This window comes from Lachnospira multipara LB2003 (genome assembly GCF_000702205.1).
Taxonomy (GTDB): Bacteria; Bacillota; Clostridia; order Lachnospirales; family Lachnospiraceae; genus Lachnospira; species Lachnospira multipara_A.
The window spans coordinates 20,980-35,215 of sequence record NZ_JNKW01000006.1; the positions used below are offsets into that span (position 1 = coordinate 20,980).

General features: G+C 32.8%; 14 protein-coding genes and 1 tRNA gene. 2 read left to right on the forward strand and 13 right to left on the reverse strand.

The annotated features are described in order from the left end of the window. Positions 1-106 precede the first annotated feature (106 nt). The 4 genes from ftsX to T537_RS0104820 form a co-directional block, all read right to left on the reverse strand. Positions 107-1,012 carry a permease-like cell division protein FtsX gene (gene ftsX, locus T537_RS0104805; protein WP_031556563.1) on the reverse strand — a complete coding sequence of 302 codons (906 nt, stop codon included), beginning with the start codon at positions 1,010-1,012 and terminating at the stop codon, positions 107-109. Further along, positions 1,002-1,688 (reverse strand): cell division ATP-binding protein FtsE, encoded by a 687-nt coding sequence (gene ftsE / locus T537_RS0104810; protein WP_027437145.1) that lies wholly within the window; start codon positions 1,686-1,688, stop codon positions 1,002-1,004. The genes ftsX and ftsE overlap by 11 nt, the downstream gene beginning before the upstream one ends. Before the next feature lie 30 nt (positions 1,689-1,718). After that, positions 1,719-2,810 carry a PucR family transcriptional regulator gene (locus T537_RS0104815; protein WP_027437146.1) on the reverse strand — a complete coding sequence of 364 codons (1,092 nt, stop codon included), beginning with the start codon at positions 2,808-2,810 and terminating at the stop codon, positions 1,719-1,721. A gap of 301 nt (positions 2,811-3,111) precedes the next feature. After that, positions 3,112-4,227 (reverse strand): ABC transporter ATP-binding protein, encoded by a 1,116-nt coding sequence (locus T537_RS0104820; protein WP_027437147.1) that lies wholly within the window; start codon positions 4,225-4,227, stop codon positions 3,112-3,114. 392 nt (positions 4,228-4,619) lie between these two features. Between T537_RS0104820 and T537_RS12670 the strand changes: the two genes are divergently transcribed. Next, positions 4,620-4,796: a YjfB family protein gene (locus T537_RS12670; protein ID WP_081775422.1), complete on the forward strand. Its 177-nt coding sequence runs from the start codon at positions 4,620-4,622 to the stop codon at positions 4,794-4,796. 133 nt (positions 4,797-4,929) lie between these two features. Here T537_RS12670 and T537_RS0104830 read toward each other — a convergent pair whose 3' ends face one another. The 8 genes from T537_RS0104830 to T537_RS0104865 all read right to left on the reverse strand — a co-directional run bounded on the left by T537_RS0104830 (position 4,930) and on the right by T537_RS0104865 (position 12,100). Next, the gene (locus T537_RS0104830) at positions 4,930-5,940 is read right to left on the reverse strand and encodes a CPBP family intramembrane glutamic endopeptidase (protein ID WP_031556564.1); all 1,011 of its coding nucleotides are present in this window, start codon (positions 5,938-5,940) and stop codon (positions 4,930-4,932) included. After that, complete coding sequence (locus T537_RS0104835; protein ID WP_027437149.1) at positions 5,931-6,308, reverse strand: RidA family protein; 378 nt, start codon at positions 6,306-6,308, stop codon at positions 5,931-5,933. Before T537_RS0104835 ends, T537_RS0104830 begins: the two co-directional genes overlap by 10 nt. A gap of 175 nt (positions 6,309-6,483) precedes the next feature. Next, positions 6,484-7,311 carry a CvfB family protein gene (locus tag T537_RS0104840; protein WP_031556565.1) on the reverse strand — a complete coding sequence of 276 codons (828 nt, stop codon included), beginning with the start codon at positions 7,309-7,311 and terminating at the stop codon, positions 6,484-6,486. A gap of 78 nt (positions 7,312-7,389) precedes the next feature. Further along, positions 7,390-7,462, reverse strand: a tRNA-Gln gene (locus T537_RS0104845). 94 nt (positions 7,463-7,556) lie between these two features. Beyond that, positions 7,557-8,096 carry a hypothetical protein gene (locus T537_RS0104850; protein WP_027437151.1) on the reverse strand — a complete coding sequence of 180 codons (540 nt, stop codon included), beginning with the start codon at positions 8,094-8,096 and terminating at the stop codon, positions 7,557-7,559. Between the two features lie 231 nt (positions 8,097-8,327). Next, positions 8,328-9,782: a DHHW family protein gene (locus T537_RS0104855; protein WP_027437152.1), complete on the reverse strand. Its 1,455-nt coding sequence runs from the start codon at positions 9,780-9,782 to the stop codon at positions 8,328-8,330. Between the two features lie 145 nt (positions 9,783-9,927). Continuing rightward, complete coding sequence (locus tag T537_RS0104860; protein ID WP_027437153.1) at positions 9,928-11,403, reverse strand: MBOAT family O-acyltransferase; 1,476 nt, start codon at positions 11,401-11,403, stop codon at positions 9,928-9,930. Between the two features lie 31 nt (positions 11,404-11,434). Continuing rightward, on the reverse strand, positions 11,435-12,100 hold the full coding sequence (locus T537_RS0104865; RefSeq protein ID WP_027437154.1) for a YesL family protein: 666 nt from the start codon (positions 12,098-12,100) through the stop codon (positions 11,435-11,437). Between the two features lie 210 nt (positions 12,101-12,310). On the opposite strand from T537_RS0104865, the gene T537_RS0104870 reads away from it, so the two are divergent. Then, positions 12,311-13,003 (forward strand): hypothetical protein, encoded by a 693-nt coding sequence (locus tag T537_RS0104870; RefSeq protein ID WP_031556566.1) that lies wholly within the window; start codon positions 12,311-12,313, stop codon positions 13,001-13,003. A 236-nt stretch (positions 13,004-13,239) separates the two neighbouring features. On the opposite strand, the gene T537_RS12355 is transcribed toward T537_RS0104870, so the two are convergent. Continuing rightward, positions 13,240-14,181, reverse strand: coding sequence for a GNAT family N-acetyltransferase (locus T537_RS12355; RefSeq protein WP_051554873.1), 942 nt, complete (start codon positions 14,179-14,181; stop codon positions 13,240-13,242). Between the last annotated feature and the right edge of the window lie 55 nt (positions 14,182-14,236).

Here is a 14,236-nt window from a genome sequence, read left to right on the forward strand (position 1 = left end):
CATAGAAATATTAGCAAAAGTAATAAAATTTCCTAAAAAAAATGGATTTAGAAAATCCAATAAAGGAAATTCTAAATCCATATATAAACATGCCCCGAATTGTGTATTAAACATCTGCGTGCTTTCTAACCGCAAAGAATGTACCAACAATACCAATTACAATTCCAAGGAAAACTGAAATTGGAACAAGAACGCTAAATACACTACTTGCAGGTAAGAAATTTAGGATATTCTGAAGTACTGAGAATTTACTTAGTACATAATTTACTAAACCTGAGTAAATATATCTAAGAATAATTGTAGGAATAAGAGCACCTACTAAACCAATTATGATACCTTCTACGAAGAATGGCGCATTTACGAAAGCATCCGTAGCACCAATATACTTCATAATCGAAATTTCATCCTTACGAACAGTAATACCAATAACAATTGTATTAGTAATAAGGAATATAGAAACAGCAAGAAGAATCGCAATAATAGCAATTGCAACGTAACTAACAAGTCTTGCAGCTGATGCAAGCCCTGAAGCTGTAGCTTCTGATCTGTTAACCTGTCTTACACCATCAAGATTCTCTAGATATTCTACTAATTCCTTCTGATCATCTGCATTATTAAGATATACTTCATAAGAAGCAGATGATGCTAATGGGTTATCTGTAAAACCTTCTGCAAGTTCTGGATATTCAGCAAAATATTCAGACTTGAAATTATCCCAAGCTTCTTCAGCTGTTGTATAGTGAATTCTATTAACTTCTGATCTCTGACTAATTGTATCACCAAGCTTCAAAATTCCTGTTTCATCTAAATCATCATTAAAGAATACTGTTACTGCAATTTCACTTTCGGCACTTTGAATCATATACTGAAAATTAGCAATTAATGAATAAAAAACGCCAAAAAGAAAAATACATGCTGCAATTGTAGCCATTGAGGCTAACGAGAATAATCTATTACGATGGATATTCTTAAATCCATCAGCTATATGATACCATAACGATCTAATCTTCATAGAAATAACCACCCTTTTCCATATCACTTATAATCTTGCCTTCACTCATAGTAATTGTTCTCTTACGCATCTGCTGAACAATTTCCATATTGTGTGTAACTACTAAAACAGTTGTACCCTGCTTATTTACCTGGTCAAGAATTCTCATGATTTCATTAGAATTAGCAGGATCAAGGTTACCTGTTGGTTCATCACATAACAAAATCTCAGGATTATTTACAAGGGCTCTAGCAATAGCAACTCTTTGTTGTTCACCACCTGATAATTCATTAGGATATGACTTATACTTATCAAGTAAGCCTACCATTGAAAGCATTGCAAGTACTCTTCCCTTAATCTTACGACTTGGAGCTTCGACTACTTTTTGCGCAAATGCAATATTATCAGCTATGTTTCTATCTGGTAATAGACGGAAATCCTGGAACACTACGCCTATATCTCTTCTAAGATATGGTAACTTCTTTCTAGTAATCTTATTTAGTAACTTCTTGTTAACATAAATCTTACCCGATGTTGGATCTAATTCCTTAAGCAATAGTTTAATAAGAGTAGATTTACCTGAACCACTCTTACCAACTATAAAGACAAATTCTCCCTTCTGTATATGAAGGTCAATACCATTAAGCGCAGGAACGCCTGTGGTATATGTCTTAGTGACATTTTCCATTATTATCATTTTTTACATCCTCCGTTTGTTCCATACATTCTAGTACGGATCTCTACTCTCCATATATTTCATATATTTTACAACCATTAATGCAATCTTAAATGTAATTGCATCGTCAAAAACTCTTAAATCAAGGCCTGTTGTCTTCTGAAGTTTATCAAGTCTATATACTAATGTATTTCTATGAATATATAACTGTCTTGATGTTTCAGATACATTCAAGCTATTATCAAAGAATTTATTGATTGTAGATAAAGTCTCTTCATCAAAATCGTCTGGTGACTTAGCTTCAAAAATTTCCTTTATAAACATTTGACAAAGTGGAATTGGTAACTGATAAATAAGTCGTCCAATTCCTAATCTGTTATATGCTACAACATTCTTATCTTCGTAGAAAATCTTACCTACGTCTAGGGCCATCTTAGCTTCCTTATAAGAACGTGATACTTCTCTAATATCATTAACTATTGTACCGTATGCCACGTGTGCCATACTCATAGCTTCTGTGTTAAGCATATCAATAATAACTTCAGCTATCTTATCAAGTTCTTCATAGCTTTCATTACCCTTGACTTCCTTAACTAAAATAATGCTTTTTTCATCTACTGCTGTAATAAAGTCTTTAGCCTTAGAAGCATATAAACCTCTAACTATTTCTAAAGCATTAGTGTCTTTCTCATGCTTAGTTTCAATAATATATACAACTCTCTTAACATCAGTCTCAATATGAAGCTTCTCTGCTCTTGTATACATATCTACTCTAAGAAGGTTATCTAATAAAAGATTCTTGATAAAATTGTCCTTATCAAATCTTTCCTTATATGCTACTGTTAGATTCTGCACCTGAAATGCAGCCATCTTTCCTATCATGTAAATATCATCACTTGTTCCCTTAGCTAGAACAATATATTCCAATGTCATATCATCCATAACTTTGAAAAATTGATAGCCATTAACTACCTGGCTTTCAGCTGGTGAATCAATAAAACTTATAGCATCAGCTATGCAATCTGATACATCATCAAAGGTTTTAGCTGCAACTTTACCATCTGCGTCAATAACGCATAGATCAACTCTTGATATTGCTTTAAGTCCATCTACTGTTGTCTGTAAAATTTGATTTGATACCATTCTTCACCTCTTAATCACTTGTTTATTAATCTATCTATCCTCTAAACATTATAACAACATATTAATTCTACTGTTTAATAACAGTTATAAAGTCACCTTAAGCTAAGCATTATACCCCTAGCCTAAATACACACCTAATATTGTATAGCAATTCCCCTAAAAATAAAAGCAAAAACTAATTTTTTTTACAATTTTTCAAATCTTTTCACACCATTTTCACAATTTACAATATAAAAAAGGTGTGCAACAAGTTGCACACCTTAAAAATCTTTCCAACAATATTAATCTCTTTTAAAAATAATTAGTGAGTAATGATCTGCTGTGTTTCCTTATCAAATACATGGATTCTTTCAACAGCCATAGCTAATGTGATTGTATCCTTAACTCTTGCAGTTGTTCTAGGATTTACCTTAGCTGTGCATGTCTGACCATTGATATCATAGTGAAGGTTAACTTCAGCACCAAGTAATTCGTAAACCTTAACTACTGTCTGGAACTTACCATCAGCATGAGCTTCGATAAATTCTGCATCATCCTTAATATCTTCTGGACGGATACCAGCTACTACTGTCTTACCAGCGTAACCACCATCGATTAACTTCTTAGCCTTGTCAGCTGGAAGCTTAATTACAACGTCATCAGCTAACTTAAGAGATACTTCTGAACCGTTAGCAACAACTTCAGCATCAATTAAGTTCATCTGAGGTGAACCAATGAAACCAGCAACGAATAAGTTATCTGGTAAGTTGTAAAGGTTCTGTGGAGTATCAACCTGCTGAATTACACCATCCTTTAAAACTACGATTCTTGTACCAAGTGTCATAGCTTCTGTCTGATCATGTGTAACGTAGATGATTGTTGTTTCAAGCTGCTGATGAAGCTTAGAAATTTCTACTCTCATCTGAACTCTTAACTTAGCATCAAGGTTTGATAAAGGCTCATCCATAAGGAATACCTTAGGTGAACGAACAATAGCACGACCCATAGCAACTCTCTGTCTCTGACCACCTGATAAAGCCTTTGGCTTTCTGTCAAGTAAGTGCTCAAGATCAAGGATCTTAGCAGCCTCACGTACCTTATGGTCGATTTCATCCTTTGGAGTCTTTCTTAACTTAAGAGCAAAAGCCATGTTATCATATACTGTCATATGTGGGTAAAGAGCATAGTTCTGGAATACCATTGCGATATCTCTATCCTTAGGCTCTACATCATTTACTAACTTATCATCAATCCATAACTCACCTGAGCTGATTTCTTCAAGACCAGCGATCATACGAAGAGTTGTAGACTTACCACAACCTGAAGGTCCTACGAAGATGATGAATTCCTTGTCTGCGATTTCAAGGTTAAAATCCTTAACAGCTACGAAGCCGTTAGAATATACTTTACATACGTTCTTTAAAGATAAACTTGCCATTATTGTTTCCTCCCAAAAATGTTAACTGTGGGCATCACTCGCCCTCATGTTCAATAATATACAACAAAGCCCTTAACAAATTCTATATCCGATTTTGCCAAAGATTGATATTCTTATTTGACAAATTCGTCATTTAGTCATTTTTCATGTTACTTTTCACCAAAACAATCATAGATATATATGTTAACATTCACAAAAAATTAACATTTTCTTTGCCATTTAGACATAATTTAGAATTATAAATTTTTTGTTTATAATTAGGAAAATCCCCATCTTTTATTGATTTTTACCTATTCCAATGTTATTATTTATTTACAAAAGACAGTAACTAAATATATTAGTCGTCTTAAATAGAACAATGATTGTTCTAATATGAAATGGAGGCGTTGCCAATGGTAATAGGAGGTATTTCTACCAACATCAGTACCAATGACGTCCAAAGTGATGTATCAGTTCTTATGCTAAGAAAGCAACTTGATACAATTGAGCAAGGAGGCGTTGATTTAACCAAGATGATGGAGCAATCCGTCAATCCAACTGTAGGCGGAAACATTGATCTTACCGTTTAATCCAAGGTATTAAATTTATTGTTATACCGCAATCACCAAACAGGTGATAACTAGACTTGAAATTAAGACATAAAATAAAAGCCCTGAATATTAGTTCAAAGCTAATATTCAGGGTATTTTTACATTACTATTTTTACATTACTATTAAAGAAAAGATCATATAACAAAGAGCCATTATAATACCACATACTAGAGGTATTGTAATAAGTCTGTTTTTTTCACTTTTCTCTTCTTCTGTTGATACTGTATCTTCTTTTTCCTTATCGTCTTGTTTATTATATTCTTGTTCATTGTAATCCGTTGTATTTACTAAGCTTAAATCATCTATTTCTTTCTTATTCTTCTTATCCAAAATCTGAATAACAAAAATCGCAATTGCAAGGAATAATAATCCAGAAACAAATAATCCGCCTAATTGTGTAGCCTTTTCCGCTACTGTCATAGATGCAGCCTCTGCTTTTGAATTAGTTACAATATCCTCATCTACAAACTTAAGTAAGTAAGACATTGTAACTGAATATGTATTAAAAGCAAAATGAGCTAACATGGATGATAAAATTGAGCCTGTAGCTTCTGTTAATTTTGCAAGTACAATTCCCATGAATGTAGCATATACAAACTGGTCAAAATTCAAATGGAATAATCCAAATAAAACGCCTGATAAAACTATAGCTCCTAGGTATTTACCACTTTTTCTATATGTGCCATAGAATAATCCTCTAAATGTTACCTCTTCTACAAAAGCTGGCATAACAGCTATAAGAATAAGCTGCACAATAAAAGGATATGGATTTACAAGTGCTACTGTTGTGGATGCTGCATTCTCCACGAAAAGACCTGTAACACTAGTTAAAAACATTGCCATTGGAATGATTAAATATCCCACTAAAAGCGATAAAATAACTTCTTTAAGGCTTAAAAGCTTTATTCTAAACTCACTTATCTTTACCTTAGTTACTAAGCAGTAGATAAGAACCATACTTAGTATTATTATCTCATTTTGTAAATACATTACCCATGTTGGCACTGCATTAACTATTCCTGATTGAATCATTATTTTTTCTATGATTGCAACCGCCAAATTTAAAAAGATGAAGCCAAAAATAAAAAATGGAAAAAAAAGATTAACCTTTTTTATTTCCATGCAATAGCCTCCACTTCTAGTAATACATCCTTAGGAAGTCTTGCAACTTCTACGCAAGAACGAGCTGGGAATGGTTCCTTAAAATAGTTCTTATAGACTTCATTAATCTTGCCAAAGTCGTTCATATCCTTGATAAACACTGTAGTCTTAACAATATTCTCTGCCTTAGAGCCTGAAGCTTCAACTAAATTAATTAAGCTCTGGAAAGCTCTATTAGCCTGAGCCTCAACACCACCTTCTACAATGGCGCCTGTTTCAGGATCTACTGGTATTACACCTGATGTATAAACCATATTATTAACTTCAATTGCCTGTGAATAAGGTCCAATTGCGCCTGGAGCCTTATTAGTACTTATAACTTTCTGCATAGTTTCCTCCCGTTAATATTATTTGCCTATAGGTTTTAGGCTTTTTTGCAAACGCATTATATAAATTTTATAACAATAAAGCGGATTGCACAAGTGTACAATCCGCTATAAATTGTTGCAAATGCGAAGCAATTGCAATGTAGCCTCATGCCAGTAAATGCATGAGGTTCAAATATCACTTAATAATATCAATTGTTGATTCGTTAATCTTAACCTTGCCTTCTTTAAGAAGTCTTCCTATAGCTCTCTTAAAGGCATTCTTACTCATATTAAAATGCTTCTTTATTAACTCTGGATCAGCCTTATCTGTAAATGGAATGCTTCCACCTAGCTTAGTCATCTTATTATAAATAAATGTAGAATCTTCATCCATCTGAATGTAAGCCTTCTGCTTTAAACTAATAACAAGCTTACCGTCTTCTCTTACTCTTGTAACTCTACCAAAAACCTCATCTCCAACATTAATCTCTTCAAAGACTTCATTCATTGGAATAAATCCCTGGTATTTATTATCAACAGCAACATAAATTCTATAATTAGGAGCAATTCCCACAACAGTTCCTTGAATTGCTGAATCCTTAACGTAGTTAGAATCTGTAGTTAAGTATTTATTAACCTTCATTGAAGCTGCTAATCTATTACTCTTATCAATATAAAGTGTAACAAGATATTCCTTGCCAACTTCAGCCTTAACTGGCTGCTCTTTAAATGGCATAAGCAAATCTTTTTCTAAGCCCCAATCAAGGAATGCACCAATCTTACTTACCTCAGACACCTTAAGTCTTGCAAGTTCTCCTAACTTAATCTTAGGTGTTCTTGTAGTAGCAATTAATCTGTCTGAAGAATCAAGATATACAAACACAGTTAATGCATCGCCCTCTTCTATATCTTCAGGAACCTCCTTCTTTGGTAATAAAACCTTCTCGTCTTTAGTTCCTAAATAAACACCGAAATCCGTCCTATTCACAACATTAAGACATTGTACTTTACCTAATTCGATCATCTTAACCTCCTCTGGTTCTGCCTAATGAACCGCATAATTTGACATAAAAAAACCTCCGCAAAGCTGCGGAGGTTCTAGCTGGGCTTGAGGGATTCGAACCCCCGAAATGCTGGAATCAGAATCCAGTGCCTTACCACTTGGCGAAAGCCCAATATCGTTAGCGACGAGACAAATTATACTACACCCACAAATTAATTGCAAGTACTTTTTTTATTTTTTTGTAATTTTTTTCTCGTCGCCTTTAATTACATTAATTGTTTAGCGGAATTCTTAATATTTAAGCATGTGTACATAGCTATAATTACAACTATTACCTCTACTACTGTTGACTGTACTGAAACAGCTGACATAAAGATAAAGTAATGAGCAAAGATTACTGCTGCAAGTACAAACCACATAATCTGATAATTTCTTGTAACAGCTTGCTTATCCTGAACCTTAGCCTCAAGCATAAGAGCCTCAATAAAATAGTATGTAAAATAAATACTAAAAATTACTGATATACCAATTGATATTGAATACATAGTCGAAGCTACATCGCTAGGCCATGATAAGCTATTAATAACCTGTGAAACAATCGCTCCAATAAGTCCTAACCACGAAACAACAAATGCTTTCTTAGAAAGGGAATTAATAGTTCTAAATCCTTGCATTCCACAGATAATAAGAATATATCCTATTATGTCACTTGATACATCTAGTCTAACTATTCCCATAGTAATCAAAAATCTAACTGATATTAAAAAAACACCAATTAATATTAAATTTAAACTTTTCCTGTTCATTATTGCACTTCCTTGAAATAAAAATAAATCACAATGAGTATTTTATAAGAAGATACATCTATGGTCAATCACTACAATTAAGTATTTATGATTTTTATACATTTTTTACTCATTATGTATGATTTTTCTTACAAAATAATCAAATATCCTGTCACGGTCGCGTCTGCCGTGACAGGATTGGTAGGAGTTTTCTTTAGCATAATAGCTAAAGTTAAATATGAAAAATTTTACTTACTGGCATACTCTAGATAGCTCATCTATACGAGCCGATGTGGATGTAGCAGTTGCATTATTAATAAATAATACATTTTGAATATTATATTGGCTCACAAGGTCTGATACTGTGCCGTCATAATATCTATAGTCAATAACATAGATATTCTGGAAATTCTCTGTAAGAAATGGAACCAAGGCATTGCCAAAGGATTCCTTAATTACAAGAATTGATGAACCATCATTAATATTCGGATTGGTTATTGTGGAATAAGAATTATCACCGCCAATTAAGGCGCTGTACTTACTTGTTATGTTCCAACCTGTTACATCTGTTACTATATTGTAATCTGTAAGCACGTTATCACTGTTTACAAACTGCATTTTATTAGTTGAGCTTGGCACATAAGTTACAAAAGAATCTGGCGAACTATATAGCGAAGATGCTCTTGTCTGTGTGTAAAAGCTTCCAACAAAATTACCGCAATCTAACATCGTAAATGAATCAAGACTTGCAGGTGCCTTATTTATCTGTGTCATAAATGCACTATATGCGTAATATGCACCAAGACTTGTCCAATGATGATCTGTTCTAAAGTAAATATATTCGTTTCTGTGTTCCTTTAACAAGTCGTAAATATAGCATTTACCAACATTTGAATTCATTTTACTAAACATATATAAAATAGCTTTTTTCTGATTACTGCTTGAAATACTGTTACGAGTTGCATCATCAAGTACAATATCTATACTTGTTGGAACAATCATATCATAAACTCTTGCCCTTCCTTCTAAGTTACTTGCAAGGTTATTAACCACGCTTGCGTACCTATCAGACTCAGACTGAAGGAATGTAAAATAATTATATCCGCTATTTTCAACAACAAATATTGACCCTAAGGACTCACCTGCCTTGGCTGCTGTACTGCCATCAGTATCCTCAACTTCCATGCCAATATCACTTGCCGATATATTAGTGTTCTTGTATGAATAATTTGCAATAAGACTTTGGTCTGCCATAACTTCTCCATATGCTACCTCAGTTTCATCTAAACCATCCACAAGATTTTTATTAACAAAATCCATTTCATCTATATCTACATCTGGAATATCATCACCCTTTACAATTTCACCATGGATGGAATTGGTGTGAAATCCGTATGTATTATTAAGTACCTCACTACACACAATCAAACCATCTCTTCCAGGAAATGTGTCTGAAAACCATGTATCAATACTTGCAAAATATTCTCCACTTAAAAATGATTCCATTGTAAATTTGGGAAATTTACTAAGAGTTCTTCTCTCTGTTATAGACTCAGTAGGTCTAAGCGGTATCATAAGCGAAATGGTTGCCCCAATGACAATCATGCATAAAAAGACGATTATCTTGACAATTGCGGCTTTTTTAATAATAAACTCCCTGTATTTTGCAGATGTTTTATCAATTCTGCTTTCACTATTACTTTTCATGAACAACTTTCTTCTTTCCTAATCTCTACTCTAAAAATAATGTCTGTTTTGTTCAAACGTCTCCCTACAATATTTCTCCAGATATTGTAACGTTTCTAGTTTAATAATGTCCGTTTAATTCAATGGTACAAATCCCCATTAGCACCTAGAATCTAAAATAAATAAACGGATTATAACTATTACCAATCAGACAAACTGTTGATAAGAAAAGCAGAACAACCGGGATAATAACATTTAGAATATTGTAAATGTAGACAAATGCTACCTCCCTATTTACCCCTAAATCTCTTATCTTAGCAGCCACCTTTTTAACAAGTGGTGTTACAGCAATTATTAAAATTACAAAGAATATCACATTATTGATAAATATTGTGTTGGTTTCAAGGTTAGTAAATTCATTGCCATTTAGTCCAAAAAGGCTACGAATTACTTGCTTTATAACCGAGAAATCTTCGAATCTAAATAAAACCCATCCGAAGAAAACCACAATTAATGTATATATTCTTCCAATTACTGCTCTTGCTATATTTCCAATTTTATCAAAAAACTTTAAAAGAAACAACTTCTCGATAGATAAAAATGCAAAAAAATACAATCCCCAAAGTACAAAATTAAATGAAGCTCCATGCCATAGACCTGTAAGTCCCCATACTATAAACATATTAAGGATTTGTCTTTTTATTCCCTTTCTATTACCTCCTAAGGGAATGTATAAATAATCCCTAAAGAAGGTACTTAGGGAAATATGCCATCTTCTCCAAAACTCAGTAATAGATTTTGATATATATGGATAATTAAAGTTTTCCTTATACTCAAATCCAGTCATTTTTCCAAGGCCAATAGCCATATCTGAGTATGCAGAAAAATCAAGATAAATATAAATCATATAAAGAATACTTGCTATCCAAGCCCCAAGCACTGTAACCTGACTAGCAGCAATTGCACTAGCATCATCAGGAAGTATATCTTTTATGATACTTGCGCAGGTATTAGCTAAAATTGTCTTTTTTGCAAGACCAACACAAAATCTTGATATACCATCATTCATATTGTTAATGCTTGTTTTTCTTTCCTTAAGATCATCAGCAATGTCCTTATAACGAACAATTGGACCAGCAATACACTGATGGAATAATGATGCATAAAGCAAAACCCTTGCATAATTAGTCTCAGCCTCAATCTCACCTCTATAAACATCAACAACATATGAAATAAGCTGGAATGTATAAAAAGAAATACCAACCGGCAAAATTATATCTGGTATAACACGTGGCACACCAATTACAGCTTTTAAAATCTCGCATGTAAAGCCGGTATATTTAAAAATTCCTAGAATAAGCAAATTGGCAGCAACTGTTAAGCCAAGTGCTAAATGTCTGTTTTTTTCCATGTTTGGATTATTAACATCACTTGATGCCTTGGCTATTCTAACAGCGCCAAAATAGCTTACAAAAGCAGAGGCCATCATAATCAACAAATATGTTGGTGATGACCACGCATAAAATACTAATGAAAAAAATAGAACACAAAGATTTTTCTTCTTTATGTCAGATATTACCGCATAACACAACAAATTTACCGGTAAAAAAATGTACACAAATAACAGGCTTGAAAAAACCATATCCCCTTTTACTCCCTCTCTCTATTCAATTTTAAAAATTGTCAGCCCCATCCTCTACTTCGCTGTCACTATCATCTTTCTCGTTACTAGATGGTTCCTCTAAAGCCTTGAAAATTCTAGCAAAGATATAGGAATCCGCATATAGAATAATTGGAATTGTCAAAACCATTACGATAAAATATAGATATGTAAAATACAACAAAGCAACAGTAATAACTAACATTACTATTGTCTGTGGCAAGTGATGAACACATATAACTAGCGCGTTCTTTATAGTTCCCATTATAGTATTATTATATCTTGAAAGCAATGCAAAAGAATATAAAACTATTGCGACATATATTAAACCTATACCAATAGTTAAGTACACAAAGCCAACAGCAATTGTTCCTCCTCCATTATGGCCCCATAAAAGCGCAGCTTTGTAGTTGCCATAAAGAACAATGCCAATAACAGCTAATACAAGTTCAAGACCTATACCCTGTACAATATTTAGCTTAAATGACTTAAAAAAGTCCTTATAGACATAACTTTCCTCGTCTAATACAAGCTTTCTACCTGCATAAAAAGCAGCTGTAAGAGATGCACCAATTGTAACCATTGGAATGCAACATATAGCTGTAATAATTGCTAAAATAATAAAATCTCCAGTTTTTACTAATGCTCTAAAAATTCTACCATCTATAAACGAATTCATAACATCCTCCAATTTTACCATAACAAAAATTTAGCTAGCCAAAGAAACCAACAAACAGTTGTAATTATACTTAAATAGGCATCAAAAGGCAAAGAAATTTTCTGGTAGTTTCTAAAATGTTTATAAAAGCTGTTTTTAATTGTTTTCAATTATGCTAAACTTCAAAATGCCCTGTTGGGTAATATTAGATTATGGATAGGAAGATTAATAATGGCTAAAGGAAATGGAGTGCGCGATGAAATTAAGGAACAACGCGCTAAATTTAAGGATTTTTCATTCAAGCAAAAAATTGCTTATATATGGACATACTACAGATTACCTATTTTTGCAGTTATTTGTGCAATTCTTGTAGTTGCATCATTTATAAATGCATACATACGAAATAACTACGACACTGTCTGCACAATTATTTCCTGTGACGGATATATAACAGGTCATAGAACTGATGATGACGCACTATCTAAGGGCTTTACAAAATACCTTGGAATAGATGGAAAAAAGACAAGAATCGACATCGACTATTCATACAATATGCAAGGTGATGATCTCGATGGTGCTGTAACAGTAAGTATTAACAAGATTTATATTCTTGCAAACACAGGGGATATGGATGGATTTATGGCAAACTATGATGACATAACATATTTTTGCACTAATAAAGACACATTTTTCCTTGATTTAAGAGAAGTTCTTACAGAAGAGGAGTTAGCAAAAATCTCCGACAATCTCATTTATTATACAGATGGTGATGGAAATGATGTGCCTGTAGCTGTTGATATTAGTAACTCACCTGTTATTACAAGCACTGATTTATCAACAAATCATCCATGTTATGGAGTTGTTAATTCATCACCAAATTATGAAAATGCTGTAGACTTTATAAGATATGTATTCAACCTATAATTAAAGCATATATAGATTTATGACTACAAAGCTAGGCAAAAAATAAATACAAAAATATATAAAACAAGAAAAACTCTATGCACAACGCGTGACATAGAGTTTTCTTAATAGTTATATAGTATTAGTATGGTGTCCTTTTGTTGTAAAGCTTTGGAAAGCTTTATATATTATATATAACACTTTTTCTCAAAAAATACAAACTTTTTTCAATTTTTCTATTATTTTTCTATTATTTTTTAGATTTCTATTCTGTAAATATTCATTTCTCCCACATCTCTAGCATAAATTCTAAAGCCTAGTTTTTCAGCCAAAGCAATGGATGGGAAATTCTCTTTATGCACGCAAGCAAAAAGTTCATCCAAATTAAGCACAGTTCTGGCATAATCTAAGATTCCCTGACATGCCTCATAGGCATAGCCCTTACCCTGATAAGCTTTTCCAATTAAATAACCTATTTCTTGTTTAGTCTCACCGTCAATTTCCCTGTTCTCAATTCCTGCTCTACCAATTAATTCATTGCTATCCTTTTTAAAGACAAGCCAAAGTCCATATCCAAAGAAAGTATACATGTTTTGAATATAGTTTTTTACAAATTCAACTTCCTCATCGTAAGGATAGAGTTTTTCTACAAAATCACAGGACTTTAAAGAATCATATAACTTAATATAAGCTGGCATATCATCAAGACACATTTCTCTAATTATTAGTCTTTCAGTCTGAAAAATTTCTAAGGGCTTTCCTACTTTTCTAAAGAAAACGCTTCTTAAATAATCTTCATTTAAGTCCTCGGCCTCAAAAAGCACATATTTAGCATGTCCATAATACTCAATTCCAAGCCCAATATCTATGCTTCTTCCTAGCTCATCGTCAGTAAACTCATAACTGTTGTCAAACTTCTTTTTTTCATATAAATCCACTAAATCACAGTCGCTAATCACAAGTGAATTCATATTATTGCCTTTAATCATTCTTACGATGATATCTTCTAATTTAGTTAAATTCACGGTCTCACAACTAATCTTATCTCCAGAAATTTTATAATAAGAAATGCCATCATCACTGTTTATCGCAATATTTATATTCTTGGCCCAAGCTGACATTACCTTAAAATCCGGATTCAGTTCTATATTTAGGTTATCATCAATATAAATATAGATATTTTCCAAATTCTCAATCATAATTGACTTTTCCTATCCACTTATTTAGAATTGACATTGTTTACATTTATATGTT

Coding starts and splice junctions, on each gene's coding strand:
- T537_RS0104850 (WP_027437151.1), bottom strand. CDS start 8,096: ATGAACAGGAAAAGTTTAAATTTAATATTAATTGGTGTTTTTTTAATA.
- T537_RS0104870 (WP_031556566.1), top strand. CDS start 12,311: ATGGCTAAAGGAAATGGAGTGCGCGATGAAATTAAGGAACAACGCGCT.
- T537_RS12670 (WP_081775422.1), top strand. CDS start 4,620: ATGGTAATAGGAGGTATTTCTACCAACATCAGTACCAATGACGTCCAA.
- ftsE (WP_027437145.1), bottom strand. CDS start 1,688: ATGATAATAATGGAAAATGTCACTAAGACATATACCACAGGCGTTCCT.
- T537_RS0104840 (WP_031556565.1), bottom strand. CDS start 7,311: ATGATCGAATTAGGTAAAGTACAATGTCTTAATGTTGTGAATAGGACG.
- T537_RS0104820 (WP_027437147.1), bottom strand. CDS start 4,227: ATGGCAAGTTTATCTTTAAAGAACGTATGTAAAGTATATTCTAACGGC.
- T537_RS0104835 (WP_027437149.1), bottom strand. CDS start 6,308: ATGCAGAAAGTTATAAGTACTAATAAGGCTCCAGGCGCAATTGGACCT.
- T537_RS12355 (WP_051554873.1), bottom strand. CDS start 14,181: ATGATTGAGAATTTGGAAAATATCTATATTTATATTGATGATAACCTA.
- ftsX (WP_031556563.1), bottom strand. CDS start 1,012: ATGAAGATTAGATCGTTATGGTATCATATAGCTGATGGATTTAAGAAT.
- T537_RS0104815 (WP_027437146.1), bottom strand. CDS start 2,810: ATGGTATCAAATCAAATTTTACAGACAACAGTAGATGGACTTAAAGCA.
- T537_RS0104855 (WP_027437152.1), bottom strand. CDS start 9,782: ATGAAAAGTAATAGTGAAAGCAGAATTGATAAAACATCTGCAAAATAC.
- T537_RS0104860 (WP_027437153.1), bottom strand. CDS start 11,403: ATGGTTTTTTCAAGCCTGTTATTTGTGTACATTTTTTTACCGGTAAAT.
- T537_RS0104865 (WP_027437154.1), bottom strand. CDS start 12,100: ATGAATTCGTTTATAGATGGTAGAATTTTTAGAGCATTAGTAAAAACT.
- T537_RS0104830 (WP_031556564.1), bottom strand. CDS start 5,940: ATGGAAATAAAAAAGGTTAATCTTTTTTTTCCATTTTTTATTTTTGGC.